This window comes from Clostridium uliginosum, from assembly GCF_900112485.1.
Taxonomy (GTDB): domain Bacteria; phylum Bacillota; class Clostridia; order Clostridiales; family Clostridiaceae; genus Clostridium; species Clostridium uliginosum.
Genome location: NZ_FOMG01000042.1, coordinates 1 through 22,123, shown reverse-complemented (window position 1 = coordinate 22,123; position 22,123 = coordinate 1). Strand labels below are relative to the sequence as shown.

Sequence of the window (22,123 nt, the reverse complement as noted above, 5' to 3'; positions counted from 1 at the left end):
TTTGTTCATATGCCTTAGCGAAATTTTTCTAGTCTTCTTTAATAAATGTTATTTCTATTTCTTTGTTATTACTTCACTTGGTAATTCTGAGACAGTCCTTATTAAATTTTTAGAAAAAATGAGAATTAACTTAAATTTTAAATTTAGATACTTCGTTACTTAATTGCTTTGCACTTTTTTGTTTTATATATTTTTAATAAGTAATCATTTGTAATGTGAAGTTTTAAGAGGTCCAAAGAATAATTCATTAGAAGATGAGTATAAATGTAATAATGAAGATGAGTTTATTAAAACGTTAGGTAATAGTTTATAATCAAAAATTGCAAAAAGAATTATAAAAAATTCATAACATAAAATCAAACTATAAAAGAATGTTTGAATAATCTATCATATATACATATATTTTTTGGGGGGAGATCAAAATAGAAGATAACAAGTTTGATGATAAATTGAATTTATTAAATAAAATATCAGGACAGTTACGAGATAATTTTAGATGTGGCAGTAGAGTAGAAGAAAATATAGAAAATATGCCAGATGAAATTTTTTTTTCGTTATTAGATACCGTATTTACCCTCGTAGAATATAAGGGGGATATTGCTAGTATGGTAAAAAAAATTCCTAATGCTCGTATTTTTATTGTGGATAAAAATCGTGCAATATTAGCAATTAGAGGAGATGTACAGGAAGTAGTTGATGAACTTTTTGATGTAATTATTTATGTTAATCCTAGTTCACTTTATACATTGTGTGATATTTCACCAGTAGAAGCATCGGGGGCAACTAGCTTTTATAATAGTGTTTACTTACCACTAAACGGGTCAGGGGTTATTGTAGGTATAGTTGATACTGGTATAGATTATTTAAATGAGGAATTTATTAATGAAGATAACACTTCAAGAATTTTAACTATTTGGGACCAACTTATACCTACTGGAAAAAAGCCAGAAGGGCAGTTCGTAGGTAGTGAATATACTAGAGAAGAAATAAATAAGGCTATTAAAGCCAAAAAAGATGGGCAGGATCCTTATTCAATAGTACCTTCGAAAGATGAAAATGGCCATGGTACAAGCATGGCATCAGTTGTGGGAGCCAGAGGTGCAAATCCAGCAGTTATAGGAGTAGCACCAAGATGCGATTTTGCTATTGTAAAATTAGGAACTAGTCCTCCAAAATTAAATGATCAGTTAGGAGTGTACGGTAATGCACTTACTTTTTCAACTTCAGTTTTATTTTTAAGCATGAAGTATTTATACGATTTATCTTATAAGCTAAAAAAACCTATTGTAATACTTTTACCTTTAAGTGGAGTTAGAGGTGCACATAATGGACTAGCCGTTAATGAGAGATATATAGATGAGATTTCAAAGGTGAGAGGAATAACTGTAGTTGTGCCAACTGGAAATCAAGGAGATGCAGATAATCATGTTTCTGGAAAAATAGTTAAAAGAGGTGATATTCAGAGTATTCAGGTTAAGGTAGATAAAAATCAAAAAAATCTAAATATTGAAATATGGATTTCTAAACCTGATAAATTTGCTTTATCAATTGTTTCTCCTTCTGGAGAAATAATTAGCAGAATACCACCTAGTCTTAATAAAATAACAGAAATTAAATTCCTATATGAAAGTACTATAATATATGTACAATACTCTATACCGGAAGTATTAACTGGTGATGAAAAAATTACAATTAATGCTAGAAATATAAGGGAAGGAATTTGGATATTTCAACTTATAGGAGAATTAGTTGTAACAGGGGATTATGATGCATATTTGCTTCAGAGAGAATTGCTGGCTCCAGGTACAAAATTTTTAAACCCAAATCCATATGAAACATTAACTATTCCATCAACATCATCATATGCAATATCGGTTGGGTATTATAATCAAAATAATAATTCCAATGTAACAGAATCAGGTAGAGGATATACAAGAGATGGTAGAGTTAAACCCGAGGTAGTAGCAGGTGGAGTAAACGCTTTAGTAACTGCAGTAGGTGGTGCAACACAAGTTATCAGTGGATCTAGTGTAGCAGCAGCAGTGGTAGCGGGATGTTCAGCACTTATATTTCAGTGGGGAATTATAAATGGAAATGACAAAAATTTATATGCCACAAAAGTTAAGACTTATTTGATAGCGGGTACATCAAAGCGGGAAGGTGACATATATCCTAATCCACAATGGGGATATGGTATGGTTAATATAAAGGGAGTCTTTGATAATATTAGATTAAAAATTAATGAATTTAGAGGCAATGATGATGAGTTTTTTAGAATAGAAGAAAGTACTTTTGCTACCATAGAATATCAAGGAGATATTGCTAATGCTATAGAAAAAAATCTTAATGCTAGAGTTTTTTTTATTGATGAAAAACGTGCAATAATAGTAGTTAAAGGGGATGTAAATGAGGTAATTAATAAACTGTCTGATGTAAGTATTCATGTAATTCCTGATCTTACAGATGAGGAATTTTTTGGGATAGCACAATTCACTTTCGCTACCATAGAATATCAGGGAGATGTTGCTAGCGCTGTAAAAAAAATTCCCAATGCTCGTGTCCTTATCCTTGATAAAAAGCGTGCATTGCTAGTAATTGCAGGAAGTATACAGGATGTACAGGACGTATTGGATGAACTCTCTGATGTAATTATTTATGCAGTTCCTACTGTATTGCATACGTTATGTGATATTTCACCAGTAGAATCATCGGGAGTAACTGCGTTTCATAACAGTATTTATTTACCATTAGACGGACGGGGCGTTACTATAGGTATAGTTGATACTGGTATAGATTATTTAAATGAGGAGTTTATTAATGAAGATGGTACATCAAGAGTTTTGGCTATTTGGGATCAAACAGTTACTGGTGGAAAAAAACCTGAAGGTCAGTACGGAGGCAGTGAGTATACGAGAGAAGAAATAAATAAAGCAATTAAGGCTAAGAAGGAAGGTCAAGATCCTTATAAAATAGTACCATCTAAGGATGAAATTGGACATGGTACTAGTATGGCATCAATTATAGGAGCTAGAGGTGTCAATCCAGAAGTTAGAGGGGTAGCACCGAAATGTAATTTTGTTATTGTAAAGTTATATCGTGCACCATTAACAGTATTAGATGATTTTGGGGTGTACGGAAATGTAGTTACTTATACAACTTCAATTTTATTTTCAGGTATTAAGTATTTATATGATTTATCTCGTAAGTTAAAAATACCTATGGTAATACTTGTACCTTTAGGTACAAATAGTGGTCCTCATAATGGACTAGCCTTTATTGAGAGGTATATAGATGAGATTTCAAAGGTGAAAGGTATAACTGTAGTTGTGCCAAATGGAAATCAAGGAGATTCAGATACTCATACATCTGGGACTATAACTGAAACAGCTGATACTAAGAGTATTGAGCTTAAGATTGATAAAAGCCAAAAAAATATAAAATTTGAAATTTGGATTTCTAAACCAGATAAATTTTCATTATCAATTATTTCTCCTTCTGGAGAAATAATTGAGAGAATACCACCTAGTCTTAATAAAGTAACAGAAATTAAATTTTTATATGAAAGTACTATGATATATGTAGAATACTCTATACCGGAAACATTAACTGGTGAGGAGAGAATTACAATTAAAGCTAGAAACATAAGGGAAGGAACCTGGACGTTTAAACTTACAGGGGAACTGGTTGTAACTGGGAAATATGATGCTTATTTAATTCAGAGAGAATTGTTGGCTCCAGGTACAAAATTTTTAAACCCAGATCCATATGAAACATTAACCATTCCATCAACATCATCATATGCCATATCTGTTGGGTATTATAATCAAAATAATAATTCCAATGTAACAGAATCAGGCAGAGGATATACAAGAGATGGTAGAGTTAAACCAGATGTAGTAGCAGGTGGAGTAAATGCTTTAGTAACTGCGGTAGGTGGTGCAACACAAGTTATCAGTGGATCGAGTGTAGCAGCAGCAGTGGTAGCCGGATGCTCAGCACTTATATTTCAGTGGGGAATCATCAATGGAAATGATAAAAATTTATATGCCACAAAAGTTAAAACTTATTTAATAGGAGGCGCATTAAAGCGGGAAGGTGACATATATCCTAATCCACAGTGGGGATATGGTATGGTTAATCTGAAGGGAATTTTTGATAACATTAGATTGAAAATTAATGAATTTAGAGGCAATAATGATATAGTTATAAAAAAGCCAATAGATGAAAATGAGTATTATGTGAGAAATTTATTTATAAGATTACCTAGAGAGTAGTTAATTTAGAGCTCAAAATTCTCAATTATTAATTTTTATATTAGTGCATATATGGTTGAAGGGGGGATTAGTATAAAAAAGAGTAAGATTCTTAAAAAAAATTATAGACAGACTTCAAATGATGTTTTTACAGGAGAAAATGCAGCTTATGCACTGGTAGAATACAGTGGAGATATTTCTAAAGCTGTAAGTAAAATTACAAACACAAAGGTGTTTATAATCGATGAAAACACTGCATTGCTATCAGTTATAGATGCAGATATAGATGATATAGTTAGTAAACTATCTGATGTAATTACTTATAGAAATCCTGGATCCATATATACTTTGTGTGCTATTTCACCAGTGGAAGCGTCGGGAGCAGAGCAGTTTCATAACAATGAGTATTTACCATTAGATGGCTCAGGAGTTATAGTAGGAATAATTGATACTGGAATAGATTATTTAAATGAGGAATTTATAAATACAGATGGTACCTCAAGAATTTTAACTATCTTGGATCAAACTATTAATACAGGAAAAAGGCCTAGTAACCAGCCAATAGGAAGTGAGTATAGCGCAGAGGATATAAATAATGCAATTAAAGCTAATAAGGAGGGAAAAAATCCTTATGATATAGTACCTTCAAAGGATGAAATAGGTCATGGTACAAACATGGCAGGAATTGCTGCTGCTAGAGGTGCACGACCAGCACTTCTGGGAGCAGCACCAAAATGTGATCTAGCTATTGTAAAGCTAGTTCCTGCAAGTAAGAAATTAAAAGAGGAAAGTTATGTATATGGAGATGCACCAATCTATTCAAGTATTGCAGTATTTAGTGGAATAAAGTATCTATATGAACTTTCTATGAATTTAAAAAAACCGATTGTAATATTGATACCGCTAGGCTACAGTATGGGTGCTCATAATGGTTTGGCCTTTAACGAAAGATATATAGATGAGGTTTCAAGAATTAGAGGAGTAGCTGTTGTTGTACCAACTGGAAATGAAGGAGATGCAGATACTCATACATCAGGAGTAATAGCTAAAAATGGTGATCTTGCTAATATTGAGCTTATAGTAGATAAGAAACAAAAAAATTTAAGATTTGAAATATGGATTTCTAAACCAGATAAATTAACACTATCAATTACATCTCCTTCTGGAGAAATAGTTGATAGAATAGCGCCTGTAAATAAAAAGGTCACAGAAATTAATTTTATATATGAAAAAACTAAAATGTTTATTCAGTACCTTAAACCAGAAGAAATAAGTGGTGATGAAAAAATTAATATTACAGCTATTAATATAGCTGAAGGTATATGGAATTTTAAGCTTGTAGGAGAAATGGTTTCAGTGGGTAAGTATGATGCTTATCTACCACAGAAGGCAATAATTGCACCAAATACAAAATTTTTAAGTCCTAATCCAGATGGAACATTAATGATTCCATCAACATCAAGATATGCCATATCTGTTGGGTATTATAATCAAACCAATAATGCAATTGAAGTAGATTCAGGTAGAGGATATACAAGAGACAATAGAATAAAACCAGATATAGTAGCAGGTGGAGTTAATTCATTAATGACGTATGGAAAAGATGGTGACAAAATTATCAGTGGCTCTAGTGTGGCAGCAGCGGTAGTTACAGGATGCTGTGCACTTATATTTCAGTGGGGAATTGTTCAGGGTAGGGACAGATCAATGTATTCAATAAAACTTAAAACATATCTAATAAGAGGAACATCAAAAAGGGAGGGCGATGAGTATCCCAATCCACTGTGGGGGTATGGAAGTATCAATATGAAAGGTGTTTTTGATAACATAAGAGGATTAAAAAAGCAAGATAATAGAGCTGTAGAGGAACACCCAAATTATTTTTTTGATATAAGAAATAAGATTTTTTTGATTGAATATAAGGCTGATATAGTTAATTCTTTAAAGAGGTTTCCAAATACTGAGGTATTTATAATAGACGAAAAACGTGCAATAATCACAACACCTTATGAAATTTATGATGATGTGGTAAAGTTAACTCCGGAAATAGTTTATGTAGATTTGGACGATGCTTATACAACTTGTGATATTTCACCAGTAGAAGCATCAGGAGCTACTGTGTTTCATAATAATGTTTATTTACCACTAAATGGTTTTGGCGTAATTGTAGGTATAATTGATACAGGAATAGATTATTTAAACGAAGAGTTTATAAATGAGGATGGAACCACTAGAATTTTAACAATTATGGATAGAAGTATTCCAGATAACACATCTAAGTTTAAGTGTGCTGTATATAAACAAGAGGATATAAATAAGGCAATAGAAACTAAGAAGAGTGGTGGAGATCCCTATAAAATTGTGCCATCTAAGGATGAAATAGGTCACGGAACGAATATGGCAGGAATAATAGCTGCAAGAGGAGCTACACCCGGGCTAATTGGTGCAGCGCCTAGGTGCAATCTAGCCATAGTAAAACTTAACCCTGCATCTAAGGCTTTTAGAAATTATTATCAAATTTATGGAAATGAGCCTGTATACCAAAATCCAGGTATATTACTCGGCATAAAATATCTATATGACTTATCAGTTGAGCTAAAGAAGCCTATTGTAATATATATACCACTAGGTGCCAACACTGGTCCGCACAATGGACAAGCATTTATTGAAAAATATATAACTGAAATTTCTAACTATAATGGTGTAGCAGTTGTTGCTCCAACTGGTAATCAAGGAAATACGGATACTCATACTTCAGGAATAATAAAAAATAAAGGAGATGAGAGTATTGTAGAAATTCAGATAGGAAAAAATCAGCAGGATATACGTATTGAAATATGGATTTCTAAGCCAGATAAGGTAGCTTTATCAATAACATCTCCTACAGGTGAGGCTATTAGGAAAATATCTCCAAAGCTTAAATCCATGACAGATATTACTTTTTTGTATGAAGAAACTAAAATGACAATAGAATATTTTATACCTGAGGAATTAACAGGAGAGCAAAAAATAGTTATTATTGCAAGTAATATTAGAGAAGGTATATGGCAATTTAAACTTATAGGTGAGTTAATTGTAGTTGGAAAGTATGACATATGGTTATTACAAAGAGAGCTTTTAGCACCAGATACAAAATTCCTTAATCCTATTTCCACTACTACATTAACCACTCCAGGAACATCTAAGGGAGCAATAACTATAGGATATTACAATCAAAATAACAATTCAATTATACCTGAGTCAGGTAAGGGTTATACTAGGGATAATATGATTAAGCCTGATATTGCAGCAGGTGGAATTAATACTATTACAACTTCTGTAGGTGGAGGAACTCAAATTATTAGTGGCTCAAGTGTTGCAGGTGCTGTTACAGCGGGGGCATGTGCACTATTGTTTCAGTGGGGGATTGTTGATGGTAATGACAGTCCAATGTTTGCTATAAAATTAAAAACTTATTTAATAAGAGGAGCGAGCAAAAGACAAAGGGACGTTTATCCTAATCCGCAGTGGGGTTATGGTATGCTAGATATAAAAGGTGTTTTTGATAATATTAGAGGACTAAAAATAGAGGAAAATAGAGAAACACAATTAAATAAAAAAATAAATTATTTTTTGGAGCCGAATAATATTAATACCATTGTTGAATATAATGGAGATATAGTTAGTGCAATAAAGAAGTTTCAAAATTCAGATGTATATATAATAGATGAAAAACGTGCATTCATAGCATTACCATATGAAATAAATAGTAAGGTATTAAAGACAACGAAAGAAATAATTTTTGCAGATCCAGGCTCAGCTCTTACATTATGTGATATATCACCTGTAATAGCATCAGAGGCAACATTATTTCACAATAGCGAATACCTATCACTAGATGGTTCAGGGGTTATTGTGGGCATAGTTGATACTGGAATAGATTATTTAAATGATGAATTTATAAATAACGATGGAAGTTCTAGGATTATATCAATTTATGATCAAAATGTTGAAAGTGATACTATACAACCAGAAATTATAGCAGGGACTGTATACACACAAGATAATATTAATAAGGCAATACAAGCAAAGAAAAATGGTGGGGATCCTTATGCAATTGTACCATCTAAGGATGAAATAGGTCATGGAACAAAAATAGCAGGTATTATAACAGCAAGAGGTGCTAATCCAGAACTTATAGGAGTAGCGCCCAAATGTAGTCTAGCAGTTGTAAAGCTTAGAACAGGTAATAAGGTTTTTAGACAAGTTTATGCACTTTATGGAAATGAAATTTCATATAAAAATACTTCAGTATTTTTAGGTATGAAATATTTATTTGATTTAGCATCTAAATTAAATAAGCCTATTATAATATATATTCCATTAGGTACAAATATGGGTGCTCATACTGGAGAATCCTTGGTTGAAAGATATTCAGATGAAATTTGTAAAAATATTGGAGTTGCAGTAGTTGCCCCAACTGGTAATCAAGGAAATACTGCAACTCATACTTCAGGAACAATAAAAAGTTCAGGAGATATTGGCATTATAGAACTTAAGATAGGAGAAAAGCAGAAGGATATACGTATTGAAATATGGGTTTCAAAGCCAGATAAAGTAGCGCTATCAATAACGTCTCCTACTGGTGAGGTTATTAAAAGGATACCTCCAAAGCTTAAGGAAATTATAGATATTACGTTTGTATATGAAGAAACTAAGATGACAATAGAATATTTTATACCAGAGGAAATAAGTGGAGATCAAAAAATAGTTATTATGGCAAGAGATATTAGAGAAGGTATATGGCAATTTAAGCTTATAGGAGAATTAATTATAGTAGGAAGATATGATGCATGGATATTACAGAGAGAACTTATAGCACCTGATACAAGATTCCTTAGACCTAACCCATATATCACATTGACTCTTCCAGGAACATCTAGTAGTGTTATAACTGCAGCATACTATAATCAAAATAATAATTCAATCGTACCAGAATCAGGAAGAGGGTTTACAAAAAATGATGTGATTAAGCCTGATATTGCAGCTGGAGGTGTTAATGCTAAGACCACTTCGGTAGGTGGAACCACTGCAATTATTAGTGGCTCAAGTGTGGCAGGTGCTGTTGTCGCAGGAGCCTGTGCATTACTATTTCAATGGGGAATTATTGATGGTAATGATACTACAATGTATGCTGAAAAATTAAAAACATATTTGATAAGAGGTGCTCAGGAAAGACCAGGAGACGTATATCCTAATCCACAATGGGGATATGGAAGGCTTAGTTTAAAAGGCATTTTTGATAATATTAGGTTGGCAAAAGATAATAAAGTTATTAATTATAATAGGGAAAGAGAAAAACCAAGGAATGAATATTATGTAGGTAATTTATTTATAAGGTTACCTGAAAATTACAATACAGATTATCTATAAGCTAATAAGCCTCTTGTAAGTTGAGAAACCAATAAAACTATACAAAAGGCTTATAATTTCTAGTTTAGGCACATGAAAGAAAATAACTATTAGGATTTAAATAGCAATATGTTTTAATAAGTTGAATATAATAATTAGTAATAGAATAATTAAATGGGTGGTCAGTTATGTATTTATCTATACCAAAAACTTTTTTGGTACCAGTTTGCTATTTAGAAGAAGATATTCTAAATAACGAACTAGTACCAATATTAAATGAATGTAATTCTGATATTGATTTTATAAATAAAATTACAAATAGAAAGCAATTAGTAATAGGTATATCTTTACCAAGTGAAAAAGATCCAATATGGAGTGGCTATAAAGAATACATGGAAAAATATGCTGAATCCCAAGGAGCTATTGTAAAAGTAGAAAATGCTGACAATAATGCAGAGAGGCAAGTTTCACAAGTAGAAAATCTAATATCACAAGGTATAGATATATTAATTATTGCACCCGTAGATTCAGTAGTTGCATCATCTATTGTTGAAAAGGCTCATAAAGCAGGGATTAAGGTAGTAGCCTTTGATAGAATTATAGAAAATAGTGATTTAGATATGTATATTTCTACTAATGGCACAAGAATTGGAGAACTTCAAGGGCGATTTCTTACTCAAAAAGTTCCAAAGGGGAATTATATTATTATGTCAGGAGATCCTAGGGATAATAATGCTAAATTATTAAAGGATGGAGCAATGAAATATATACAACCACTAGTTAATAAAGGAGATATAAAAATAGTTACAGATGCAGCGGTAGATGATTGGGACCCAAAGAATGCTTTTAAAATAGTGGAAGAGTCTTTAATTGCTAATAACAATAAAATTAATGCTATATTAGCACCAAATGATGGTACAGCAGGTGGGGCAATTGAAGCATTGCAAGCGCAAGGTTTAGCAGGTAAGGTTGCAGTGACAGGACAAGATGGAGAATTAGCTGCACTTCAAAGAATAGTTCAAGGAACTCAATTAATGACAGTATTTAAAGATCCTAAAAAATTAGGTAAGGCTACTATAGATACTGCAATAAAAGTAGCTAATGGGGAAAGTATAGATATAAGTGGTACGGTAAATAATGGTAAAATATATGTCCCTTCAATTTTTGTTACACCAATAGCTATAGATAAAAACAATATAGATAGTGAGCTTATAGACAGTGGATATTTTAAGAAAGAACAGGTTTATAAGATGTAATGTAACTAATGTTCAATTTGGTACACATTATGTCTTAATTAAATAATATTTTATTTAGTTGTACTTAATGTGTCCACTGTTTTATATTAACAACATTAGCAGTATAGGTATTTTTTTATATTTTATTATCTGTGTTAACTATTTATAATTGCGTTTATAGTAATTTGCATATTGTTACTTAATCTTGAATCTTTTAATAGTACCATTGAAATTAGATCAAGAAGATACATTGTTGAAAATTGTGAGTTTATAAATCTATTTTTATCAATAAATTTAGCATTATAAACAGTAAACTTTATATCTGAGTATTTAGTGATAGTACTATTTTCAAAACTTGTGATAGAAGCAACTGTAGCATTATTATCTTTAGATATTCTTAGTGCTTGAATAACTTCCTCTGTTTCACCTGAAATTGAAATACCAATGACTAAATCATCTTCTGAAACAATAGAACTATTAATTATCATCATATGAGAATCAGAAATACAATGAACATTAAATCCCATTCTTAATAATCTCTGCATCATTTCTGTGCCAGTTAATCCAGAACTGCCTACACCATATATGTATATTGTTTTAGCATTTTTTATTTTATTAACTATTTTAAAAATAGATTCTTTGTCAATTAAGTACTTAGTTTTTTCTATAACTTCATTATAATATTGATAAACATATGAGAATATTCCATCTTCATTAGGGATATCAGTTTCCACTTTATTAGAACTTAGTTTCATTTTCATGTCTACAAAGTTTTCACAACCGATTTTTTTTGAAAATCTTGTAATAGTAGCCCCGGAAGTTCCTGTGTTTTTTGCAAGTTCTGTAATATTGATATTTTTTAACATATCACCATGTTGCAGAATATAATCTGCAATAGATTTTTCTTTATCAGAAAAACTATTATATATTCTCTGTATTTCGCATAAAACGTCCACTTAAAAACCTCCAATATAATTATTAATGTCATTATATAATATCACATTCTATTCTTTAATTAAATAAAAGAGATAGAGATTGGGAAAAATCTCTATCTCAATATATAAATTTTGGAATTATAGTGCTTTTATTATTTCATCATTGAATTTTTTTGTTATGAGTTGAGGTCTAGTGATGGCACTACCAACTACGACTGCATATGACCCATTAGCTAATGCTTTTCTAGCTTTCTCAGGGGTATCGAAGTTACCTTCAGCTATTATTGAAGCCTTACATTTTTTTACTAGAATATCTAGTACATCAAAGTTATTTAAACACTTTGATTGATCTGTGTAGCCAACTAGAGTAGTTCCAATATAATCAAAGCCTAGCTCATCAGCTCTTATACCTTCTTCAGCAGTAGATATATCTGCCATGAATTTTTGTGAAGGATATTTTTCCATAATTTCTTTTAAAAAGTCAATATTTTGGTTTATTGTAGCATCAACAGCGACAACATCAACACCAGAGTTTACAAGGGCATCAACTTCTTTCATTGTTGGGGTTATATATGGAATCATATGGGGGTAATCTTTTTTTATTATTCCAATTATAGGTAAATCAACCTCTTTTTTTATTGCAATTATATCCTCAACTGTATTAGCACGGATACCTACTGCACCTCCTTCTTTAGCTGCCACTGCCATTCTACTCATAATGTAAGAACTATGTAGTGGTTCAGTTTCTAGTGCTTGACATGATACGATTAATCCTCTATTCATTACATTTACTCCTTAATATTATTCTTGTCCCATAATTTCGTTAATCTTTTGCTTTAGTGGATCTGCCATTGCTCCGAAGATAGCTTGTATTCCACCTTTAACTTCTAAGACAGCAGTAGCACCTAAAGCTTTAATCTTATCTTTATCAACTTTGCTTACATCTTTAACGGCAACTCTCAATCTTGTAATACATGCATCAACATCATCTATATTTTCTTTACCACCTAAAGCAGCTAATATTTCGACCGCAGTTTCATTCATAGTTTCTTTAGTAACTACTTTAATTTCTTCACCTTCTGGTTCTCTACCAGGAGTCATAACATTAAACTTGGTAATTAGGAATCTGAATGTGAAGTAGTATAATGCAGCCCAAGCGATTCCAATAACTATTACATAAATCCAATTAGTCTTTTCATTACCTTGAAGTATACCAAATAATGAGAAGTCGATTAATCCACCGGAGAATGTATTACCAATTGAAATATTTAATATATCCGCTAAGAAGAATGATAACCCATCAAATACAGCATGAACAACGTATAACCAGGGAGCAACGAATAAGAACATAAACTCGATTGGTTCTGTTATACCAGTAACAAATGAAGTTATTGCAGCACCTAAGAATAAACCACCAACTAGTTTTCTTTTATCTTTAGCAACACAGTGGTACATAGCTAAACAAGCAGCTGGTAAACCAAACATCATTGTTGCAAAACGACCAGCAAAGAATCTTGTTCCTTCAGTAAATAATCCAGTATGGCTTGGATCTGCTAATTCAGCAAAGAATATGTTTTGTGCTCCAATAACAGTTTTACCAGATACTTCTGCAACTCCACCTAATTCTGTATACCAGAATAATGGGTAAATCATATGGTGAAGTCCTACAGCACCAGTTAATCTTAATAAGAAACCATATAAGAATGTTCCTAGAGGTCCTAAGTCAGCGATTGCTGTACCAGCAGCAACTAGCCAGTTTTGGAATGTAGGCCAAATTAGGAAAAATATTGCACCAACACCTATTGCAGCAAATGAAGATATTATAGGTACGAATCTTGATCCGCCGAAGAAACCTAAAATAGCAGGTAATTGAATATTGTGATATTTATTATGTAAATAAGAAACAAGTGATCCAATTACAATAGCACCAACAACACCTGTATCAATTGATTTAACAGATGGGTTAAAAGCACCAATCATACCTTTAATTGAAGCATTCATAACTAAGAAAGCTACAGCACCCGCTAGGGCAGCAGTACCTTTATCTTTTTTTGCAAGTCCTACTGAAAGACCAATACACATTATTAATGCTAAGTTTGCAAATACAACATCACCAGAAGATGACATTATTGAGAAAATACCTTGTAACCAATGGATATTTAAAAATGGATAAGCTTGGACAGTGTTTGGGTTTGATAAAGCTCCACCGATACCAAGTAATAGACCAGCAGCAGGTAGAATAGCTATCGGCAACATAAATGATTTTCCGATTTTTTGCAGTTGTTTAAACATTTTTGTACCTCCTTTTAAATTAATGAAAAATATTTTTATAATTTCCACACGTAAGAAAATGATTTTCTTATGTGTATGTTTACATATTATCACGAAAATAATTTTTAAACAATATAAAAATATAAAAATTATTTTCATAGATAAATATAAGGGAGAAATCCACCTAGTAATATAGTATGTATATTATGATTACATATGTTATCTGCTGGACTGGGAAAAGAATATATGAAAACCAAGATAAAACACTAATAAAAGGATTAAGTATATATATTTAGTTTATGTTAGAAAATCCTCATCAGTTTAGGGCTATTTTAATGAATGATATTAAAGAGGTAAAAGACAAAGTGAATTGTTAGTAAAAATAAAATCTAGTTTTGTCGAAAACGTATACAAACATAAAAAAATCCTATATTATTTTAATATAATTATTAAATATAAAAATATAGGAGGTGGATTTTATGTCAGAAAAAAAAGATAAACAGATTCTTTGGTACACCTTAGCATTTATGGCATTTTCAGCTGTATGGGGATTTGGTAATGTTATTAATGGCTTCTCTGAATATAATGGTCTTAAGGCAATTATATCTTGGATTATAATTTTTGCTATTTATTTTGTACCTTATGCTTTAATGGTAGGTGAATTAGGATCTGCATTTAAAGACTATGGTGGAGGAGTAAGTTCATGGATTAATGAAACTATAGGACCTAAAGTTGCATATTATGCTGGATGGACATATTGGGTAGTTCATATGCCTTATATTTCACAAAAGCCATCAGGTTTTATGATTGCAACAAGTTGGGCTATTTTCCAAGATAAAAGAATTAGCAATATGGACACAAAAATACTACAATTATGTTGCTTAGTAATTTTTTTAATTGCACTTTATATTGCCTCAAAAGGATTAAATCCATTAAAAAAATTAGCGACACTTGCAGGAACATCTATGTTCATAATGTCTATTTTATTTATTGTTTTAATGATCGCAGCACCTGCAATTACAGATGCACATTTAAATTCTATAGATTGGTCACTTAAAACATTTATGCCAACTTTTGATATCAAGTTTTTGACTAGTTTATCTATTTTAGTATTTGCAGTTGGTGGTTGTGAAAAAATTTCACCTTATGTTAATGAAATGAAAGATCCTGAAAAAGGATTCTCAAAAGGTATGATTGCACTAGCAATTATGGTTGCTGTATGTGCAATTTTAGGTACTATTTCACTTGGAATGATGTTTGATTCAAATAATGTTCCTAAAGACTTAATGACCAATGGTGCATATTATGCATTCCAAAAGTTAGGTGAATATTATCATTTAGGCAATTTATTTGTAATTATATATGCAATAACAAATATGATTGGACAATTTGCAGTATTGATTATATCAATTGATGCACCTTTACGTATGTTACTAGGTAGTGCAGACAAGCGTTTTATTCCTGAAAAATTTTTTGTAAAGAATAAGTATGGATCATATACAAATGGTAATAAACTCATTTTAGTTATTGTTTCAATTTTAATCATTGTACCAGCTTTTGGTATTGGAAATGTAGATGAATTAGTTAAGTGGTTAGTAAAATTAAATGCTGTATGTATGCCACTTCGTTATTTATGGGTATTTGCTGCATATGTTGCATTGAAAAAAGCAGGAGAGAAATTTAATTCAGAGTATCATTTTGTAAAAAATAAAACATTAGGTATGATACTTGGAGCATGGTGCTTTGCATTTACTGCTTTTGCATGTATTGGTGGTATGTACTCTAAAGATCCATTTCAATTAACAATTAACATTATAACACCATTTATACTACTTGGTTTAGGTTTAATTATGCCATATTTTGCAAAAAAGAATAATCAACAGTAATTTCTAATTTAAAAGAAGTGCTTTTTTAAGTACTTCTTTTTTGTGTATATTTAAATAAAATTCGTGTAAAGTTATTAATCACCAAGTACGATAATAAAATACAAGTGTTTTTTGTCGAAAAAAGAAAAATACACTATGTCGGAGTATTATACTACAATATCAATATCACTTAAAACGTAACTAAAGAAAAAAGTTAAGGAGAGAAAAAAATGAACGATAAAAGAATAAATTTTTTTGGGATGAAGGCTAAACTTGTTTCAAGTTTAGTTGGTATATGCTTAATACCACTTATTATATTTAGCTTAATAAGTTATTTTAAGTCAGCAGGGATAGTTAAGAAAAATTTAGAAATATCAAGTCAAGAAAATTTAAATCAAATAAGTAAGATGTTGGATAATTATTTTATGTCTATAGAAAATCCTATAAATATCTTAAGTACAAATAATAATTTTAAAGATATAGACAAAGGCGGTGACAATGAGGCATTAATTAAAGAAAGACTTAAAGATTTGAAAAATTTAGATAAGGATATAATGGGTACATATTTTGGTACAGAATCAGGTAAGTATATTAATTATCCTGAAGAGGCTATGAGTAGTGATTATAACCATAAAACAAGACCTTGGTATAAATTAGCTTTAGATAAAAAAGGACAAGTGGTTATAACAGATGCTTACGAAGATGCAAGTACAGGAAAATTAGTAGTAACATTTGCAAAAACTATAGAAAATCAAGGTAACATAGTAGGTGTTATAGCTTTAGATTTATCATTAGATAATTTGACAGAGGGTTTATCATCAATAAAAGTTGGAGAAACAGGATCAATATATATAGCCAGCAAAGATGGAAATATGATAAGTCATAAGAATAAAGAATATATAGGCACAGATGTAATAACAAAACAAAGCTATTGGAATGAGGCAAAAGTTAGTACAGCAGGTGTTGCTGAGTATAAATTTGAAGGAGAAAATAAGTTAGCTGTATATAAAGATAATGATATGACTGGATGGAAAATGTTTGCATCGTTAAATGCAACAGAAATAACCAAAGATACTAATTCTATTATGACGTTAATGATTATAATGGCAGTAGTAGTAGCTGCTATAGCTATAATTATAGCAATGATTATTAGTAAGGGAATACTTAAAAATTTAAATACTTTAAAAGAAGCCTTTTCAAAAGCTGCAAATGGTGATCTTAGTAATGGTGTTGAAATTAACTCAAAGGATGAGTTTAAAGAAATGGGAGAAAACTTTACTTACATGATAAAGAATATATCAAATCTTGTTAGTAATGTTAAAAAGTCTTCTAATATAGCATTACAAACATCAAGCCAATTAGCATCTATGTCAGAAGAAACTAGTGCATCTTTAGGTGAAGCTTCAAATGCAGTTAATGAAATAGCTCAAGGTGGTACAAAACAAGCACAAAACGCATTAAATTGTGTAGAAAACATGGATGATTTATCTAACAGATTAAATAATGTTTCTAATGCAACAATGGAACTGTCAAATACTTCTGATAGTACTAAAGAGTTAAGCACTAATGGACTTGAAATGGTACATACTCTTATAGAAAAGTCTATGAGAACTAAAGATGCATCTATTGAAGTTGGAAAAATTGTTATAGATGTAAATAAAAATATGGAAAAGATAAATAAAATATCTGAAACAATAGCAGGTATAACAGGGCAAACAAACTTATTGTCATTAAATGCTTCTATAGAGGCAGCAAGAGCAGGTGAATCCGGAAAAGGTTTTGCGGTTGTAGCGGAAGAAATAAGAAAACTTGCTGATGAATCAAATAAGTCGACAGAAGAGATTAAGAAAATAATAGAAATAATTCAAGATAAATCAAATATTGCAGTTAATGCTATTGAGGAAACTAAAGATATTGTTGAAGAACAAGAAATAGCTGTTTCTAAGACAGAAGAAATATTTAGTAGTATAACAAAGCAAGTAACGACTTTAATAGATAAGATTCAAGAAATAAAAGAATCTACAATAGATATAACAAGCAGAAAAGAAGCGGTGTTAACTGAAATTGAAGAGATATCAAGTATATCTGAGGAAACAGCATCTGCTAGTGAAGAAGTTTCAGCAGCTACACATGAAATAACAGGTTCTATGGTTGAATTTACAAAGTGTGCAGATGAGCTTCAAAATACGGTTAAAGAATTAGAAAATGAAATAGGTAAATTTAAAATCAAATAATAAGACTTGTTATTTATTTTAATATGCCTAATATATATCCTCATCAATGCTTAATATAAGTGTTGGTGAGGATTTTTTATATTTATAAGTATTTAGAATAAAAAAATAGAGAATTATAATAGTAAGAAAATATATATCATACAGTAGTTTAAAATAATGAATTGTACTAGACCAATCAAGAAATTACGACAAATTATTCATAATATATTTGGAAATATTTTTAAAATTTATAAAATATAATAATATTTTTTAAATAATTTAAAATATTTTAAAAAAATAATTGACAATGAAAACGATATAGCTTATTATATTGGTATAGACCAATTGGTATATACCATAACAAGGATGTGAAGTAATGAAAAAGATAGATAAGAGTTTGAGCATACCATTACATACTCAACTATCTATAATAATTAGAGACATGATAGAAAGTGGAGAATTAAAAGAAGGTAATTATCTAATGCCTGAAAGAGAAATTTGTAAAATTCAAGATGTAAGCAGAATGACTGTAAATAAAGCTATATTAAATCTTGTTGCTGAAGGATTGTTAGATAGAAAACAAGGAAAAGGAACTTTTGTAGCATATAAAAAGAAAAAACATAGGTTCCAAAAACTACAAGGTTTTACTGAAGTAATGAATGAAAAAGGTTTTAGAGTAAAAAGTAAAATTTTAAAATTTAGTCTAGATTTTCAAAGTGATAGTATAAAAGAAAAATTAAATGTAAAAGATAAAAATACTTTAATCTACAAGATTGAAAGAATAAGATACATCGATGATGATCCTTTTGCATTAGAAATTGCATATATATTAAAGGATATGTGTAGTGATTTAAGTGAGAAATTAGTAGAAGAAAACTCATTATATAAATTATATAGGGAGAGATATAATCATAAAATAAAAAGAGCAGAACAAGTTATACAACCAATAATAATAAATAAGTCTAGCGCTAAACTTTTAAATCAAGAGGTGAATTCATTAGCACTTAAAATAGATAGAGTGGTTTATACAGATAAAGAGGAAATAATGGAATATACAAGCTCTATATTCTTAAGTGATAAGCATGAATATGAAGTAGTGCTACATGAAGAGTAAAAGTATTAGCTATTGAGATGAAATATGAAGGCTATGGTAAATGGAAAAATCATAATTTAAATTACAATATATGTATACAAATATATTTCCAATATAATACTTAAGTAATTATTAAAGTGAGTAATTATACTCAAATTATTGGGAGATATTTAGATAAAACTTATTTTTATAAGGAGGAACAACAAATGATTAAATTTTTACAACGTATAGGAAAATCACTTATGCTTCCAATAGCATGCTTACCAATTGCAGGGTTAATGCTTAGAATTGGACAACCAGATGTAATTAATGCCTTAAGTTTTATACCATTTTTAAAAACAATATTACCTTTCTTTGCTTCTGCAGGAGGTGCATTGTTTGATAATTTACCATTATTATTTGCTATAGGTGTTTCAGTAGGATTATCTGATGACCAAAATGGTGCATCAGGATTAGCTGGAGTTATCACTTACTTAACTTTAACTAATGTAACTAAACAATATTGGAGTATGAATTATGCTCCAGAAGTTGCTTCAACTTTAAAGATATCATTTTTAGGTGGTATACTTGCAGGTGTTATAGGAGGATTATCTTATAATAAGTTTAGAGGTGTAAAATTACCAGAGTCTTTAGCATTCTTTGGAGGAAGAAGATTTGTTCCAATTATGTCAGGATTGATTGCATTTGTAGTAGCAATACCACTTGGTATGATTTGGCCTTCAATCCAAAGTGCTTTAGGTAGTGCATCTATTGGAGTAGCAGGAATGGGTGCAATAGGTGTTGCATTATTCGGTATATTCAATCGTTTATTAATTCCAATTGGCCTTCATCATGTTCTAAATTCTTTCTTCTGGTTCCAATTAGGAGATTTTAACGGTGTCTCTGGAGACTTAAATAGATTTTTCCACGGAGATCCAAATGCAGGACACTTTATGGCAGGCTTTTTCCCAGTAATGATGTTTGGTATGCCAGCAATAGCACTTGCTATATACTTTGCAGCTAAAAAAGAAAAGAGAAAAGCAGTAGCAGGTATGCTTATTTCATTAGCTCTTACAGCATTCTTAACAGGCGTTACAGAACCATTAGAATTTTTATTTATATTCTTATCACCATTTTTATTAATAGCACATGCTTTATTAACTGGTTTATCTTGTTTTTTAGTAGATTCAATGGGAGTATTACATGGATTCACATTTTCAGCAGGATTCATAGATTATGCATTAAATTTCAATTTAGCAACTAAACCTTTATTAATACTATTAATAGGATTAGTAATAGGAGGACTTTATTTTGTAGTATTCTTTACATTAATAAAAAAATTAAATTTACCAACTCCAGGTAGAGAAGAAGATGATGACGATGAGTTCTCAGAAAATATATCTTTAAATTCTTCTGATGAGAACGTTTATAGAAAATATATAGAATATTTAGGTGGAGAACAAAACATAGTAAAAGTAGATAACTGCGCAACTCGTTTAAGATTAGAAGTAAAAGATGCAGCTTTAGTAGAGGATAAAAAATTGAAATCTATAGGTGCTAGAGGGGTAGTTAGATTAGATAAAACTAGCGTTCAAGTCATAGTTGGAACAAATGTTGAGTTTGTTGCAGATGGAATAAAAGACTTAATGAAGGCTAGAGCATAATTTTTAATATAAAGTGACTTTTATGAACCGACTCCTGTAAAGTAGACAGACGAAATAAATAAAAATATTGACTAACGCGATCAGTAAACTGGTCGCGTTTACTTATGCTATTTTCTGTTTCTTTAATTCAATATCAGCCCAATAAGCAATTATCCGTTTATTCTGTGGAATAGGATACTGTAATGGGGTATCTGTACTTAAAGCATCTTTTCGTACTTCCATTGGGGCTAGGTTATTAAATCTTTCTCCAGAAAGTGCCCGGTGGCTTTTTTTTACTAAGTCCAAGAGCAATACATATTTCTGCTGCAGAATTTTTACCACTCAAGTAATCCTCACAAGCTTTAATTTTTTCTTCGACTGTATATTTAGGCATAAAAAATTCCTCCAAAGTAGAATGTTTTGTGTATTTACACTGTCTACTTTAGAGGAATCATATCAAATTACGGCTCCTTTAAGTTGTTTAGGAACATGAAAGAAAATAATAGACAATCATATTGGTCTATTATTTGTTGAATATGCATTAATGAGAGAATATGTTAGAAATAATAGGAACCACAATAGGAGATGCTAAAGTTATAGAAAATTGTGGGGCAGACAAATAGAGTTTGTATTATGTTGACAGTATGGAAGTTATTGAATATAATCTAAGAGAAAAATTGGTTATAACATGTGTTTTTGCTTAATAGGGAATGAAGTGAAAATCTTCAACTATCTCAGTAACCGTGAAACTGACGAAATCTAAAAATGCCACTGAAAAATCGGGAAGGCTAGAGAGTAGGATGAAGTTAAGTCGGGATACCTGCTTGTTATACAAAACTAATATCATCTGAGGGTGGGATATTAGAGTAATTTGTATTTTTATTTACTAGAACTAAGGGATTTACTTTAGTTTTATTTTTATAGATTTATAAGAAATGATGTGTTTTTAGGCATACTCTCAAAAGGGTATGTCTTTTATTCTTTAGGAAATTATATTATGAAAGAAGTTGTGGATAACGCAGATTATATTTTTGTTTAAAGGTTAAGAAATAAAAACTAAAGAATAAAAAGAAAATATATTCGCCTGCCAGATTTTTCTCACATACGTTCGAAAAGGCAGATGCGTAAAAAAAATCGACGGCTCCACAGTCCAATGTCATTTAGATAAGGATTTATCCTTGTCAAGATCATCTAAGGATATTGAAAATATTCTTAGGTGACTTTTTTGTCTTACTATACATGCTA

11 protein-coding genes and 1 riboswitch are annotated in these 22,123 nt (G+C 30.7%); of the genes, 7 read left to right on the top strand and 4 right to left on the bottom strand.

Annotated elements, in window-relative coordinates:
• Positions 1-605 precede the first annotated feature (605 nt).
• The 3 genes from BM027_RS16915 to BM027_RS16905 all read left to right on the top strand — a co-directional run bounded on the left by BM027_RS16915 (position 606) and on the right by BM027_RS16905 (position 10,900).
• Positions 606-4,274 (top strand): S8 family peptidase, encoded by a 3,669-nt coding sequence (locus BM027_RS16915; RefSeq protein WP_175560021.1) that lies wholly within the window; start codon positions 606-608, stop codon positions 4,272-4,274.
• Positions 4,275-4,325: 51 nt separating this feature from the next.
• A complete protein-coding gene (locus BM027_RS16910; RefSeq protein WP_090094361.1) occupies positions 4,326-9,665 on the top strand; it encodes a S8 family peptidase in 5,340 nt (1,779 codons plus the stop codon).
• Between the two features lie 167 nt (positions 9,666-9,832).
• Positions 9,833-10,900, top strand: a complete 1,068-nt coding sequence (locus BM027_RS16905; protein ID WP_090094360.1) for a sugar ABC transporter substrate-binding protein — start codon at positions 9,833-9,835, stop codon at positions 10,898-10,900.
• A gap of 134 nt (positions 10,901-11,034) precedes the next feature.
• On the opposite strand, the gene BM027_RS16900 is transcribed toward BM027_RS16905, so the two are convergent.
• The 3 genes from BM027_RS16900 to BM027_RS16890 form a co-directional block, all read right to left on the bottom strand.
• Positions 11,035-11,835, bottom strand: a complete 801-nt coding sequence (locus BM027_RS16900) for a MurR/RpiR family transcriptional regulator (protein ID WP_090094359.1) — start codon at positions 11,833-11,835, stop codon at positions 11,035-11,037.
• A gap of 117 nt (positions 11,836-11,952) precedes the next feature.
• Positions 11,953-12,597, bottom strand: a complete 645-nt coding sequence (locus BM027_RS16895; RefSeq protein WP_090094358.1) for an N-acetylmannosamine-6-phosphate 2-epimerase — start codon at positions 12,595-12,597, stop codon at positions 11,953-11,955.
• An 18-nt stretch (positions 12,598-12,615) separates the two neighbouring features.
• Positions 12,616-14,106 (bottom strand): PTS transporter subunit EIIC, encoded by a 1,491-nt coding sequence (locus BM027_RS16890; protein WP_090094357.1) that lies wholly within the window; start codon positions 14,104-14,106, stop codon positions 12,616-12,618.
• Positions 14,107-14,564: 458 nt separating this feature from the next.
• On the opposite strand from BM027_RS16890, the gene BM027_RS16885 reads away from it, so the two are divergent.
• From BM027_RS16885 to nagE, 4 genes are all read left to right on the top strand, one after another.
• Entirely contained in the window at positions 14,565-15,971 is a 1,407-nt protein-coding gene (locus BM027_RS16885) for an APC family permease (RefSeq protein ID WP_090094356.1), read from the top strand.
• A 209-nt stretch (positions 15,972-16,180) separates the two neighbouring features.
• A complete protein-coding gene (locus tag BM027_RS16880; protein WP_090094355.1) occupies positions 16,181-18,184 on the top strand; it encodes a methyl-accepting chemotaxis protein in 2,004 nt (667 codons plus the stop codon).
• Between the two features lie 355 nt (positions 18,185-18,539).
• Positions 18,540-19,277, top strand: a complete 738-nt coding sequence (locus BM027_RS16875) for a GntR family transcriptional regulator (protein WP_090094354.1) — start codon at positions 18,540-18,542, stop codon at positions 19,275-19,277.
• A 185-nt stretch (positions 19,278-19,462) separates the two neighbouring features.
• Complete coding sequence (gene nagE / locus BM027_RS16870) at positions 19,463-20,899, top strand: N-acetylglucosamine-specific PTS transporter subunit IIBC (protein WP_090094353.1); 1,437 nt, start codon at positions 19,463-19,465, stop codon at positions 20,897-20,899.
• A gap of 235 nt (positions 20,900-21,134) precedes the next feature.
• Here the strand turns inward: nagE and BM027_RS18320 are convergent, their stop codons facing one another.
• Positions 21,135-21,272: a hypothetical protein gene (locus BM027_RS18320; protein ID WP_175560020.1), complete on the bottom strand. Its 138-nt coding sequence runs from the start codon at positions 21,270-21,272 to the stop codon at positions 21,135-21,137.
• A 277-nt stretch (positions 21,273-21,549) separates the two neighbouring features.
• A riboswitch (cobalamin riboswitch) is annotated at positions 21,550-21,720 on the top strand.
• Positions 21,721-22,123: the final 403 nt, after the last annotated feature.

Coding starts and splice junctions, on each gene's coding strand:
- BM027_RS16890 (WP_090094357.1), bottom strand. CDS start 14,106: ATGTTTAAACAACTGCAAAAAATCGGAAAATCATTTATGTTGCCGATA.
- BM027_RS18320 (WP_175560020.1), bottom strand. CDS start 21,272: ATGCCTAAATATACAGTCGAAGAAAAAATTAAAGCTTGTGAGGATTAC.
- BM027_RS16905 (WP_090094360.1), top strand. CDS start 9,833: ATGTATTTATCTATACCAAAAACTTTTTTGGTACCAGTTTGCTATTTA.
- BM027_RS16880 (WP_090094355.1), top strand. CDS start 16,181: ATGAACGATAAAAGAATAAATTTTTTTGGGATGAAGGCTAAACTTGTT.
- BM027_RS16910 (WP_090094361.1), top strand. CDS start 4,326: ATGGTTGAAGGGGGGATTAGTATAAAAAAGAGTAAGATTCTTAAAAAA.
- nagE (WP_090094353.1), top strand. CDS start 19,463: ATGATTAAATTTTTACAACGTATAGGAAAATCACTTATGCTTCCAATA.
- BM027_RS16895 (WP_090094358.1), bottom strand. CDS start 12,597: ATGAATAGAGGATTAATCGTATCATGTCAAGCACTAGAAACTGAACCA.
- BM027_RS16875 (WP_090094354.1), top strand. CDS start 18,540: ATGAAAAAGATAGATAAGAGTTTGAGCATACCATTACATACTCAACTA.
- BM027_RS16885 (WP_090094356.1), top strand. CDS start 14,565: ATGTCAGAAAAAAAAGATAAACAGATTCTTTGGTACACCTTAGCATTT.
- BM027_RS16915 (WP_175560021.1), top strand. CDS start 606: ATGGTAAAAAAAATTCCTAATGCTCGTATTTTTATTGTGGATAAAAAT.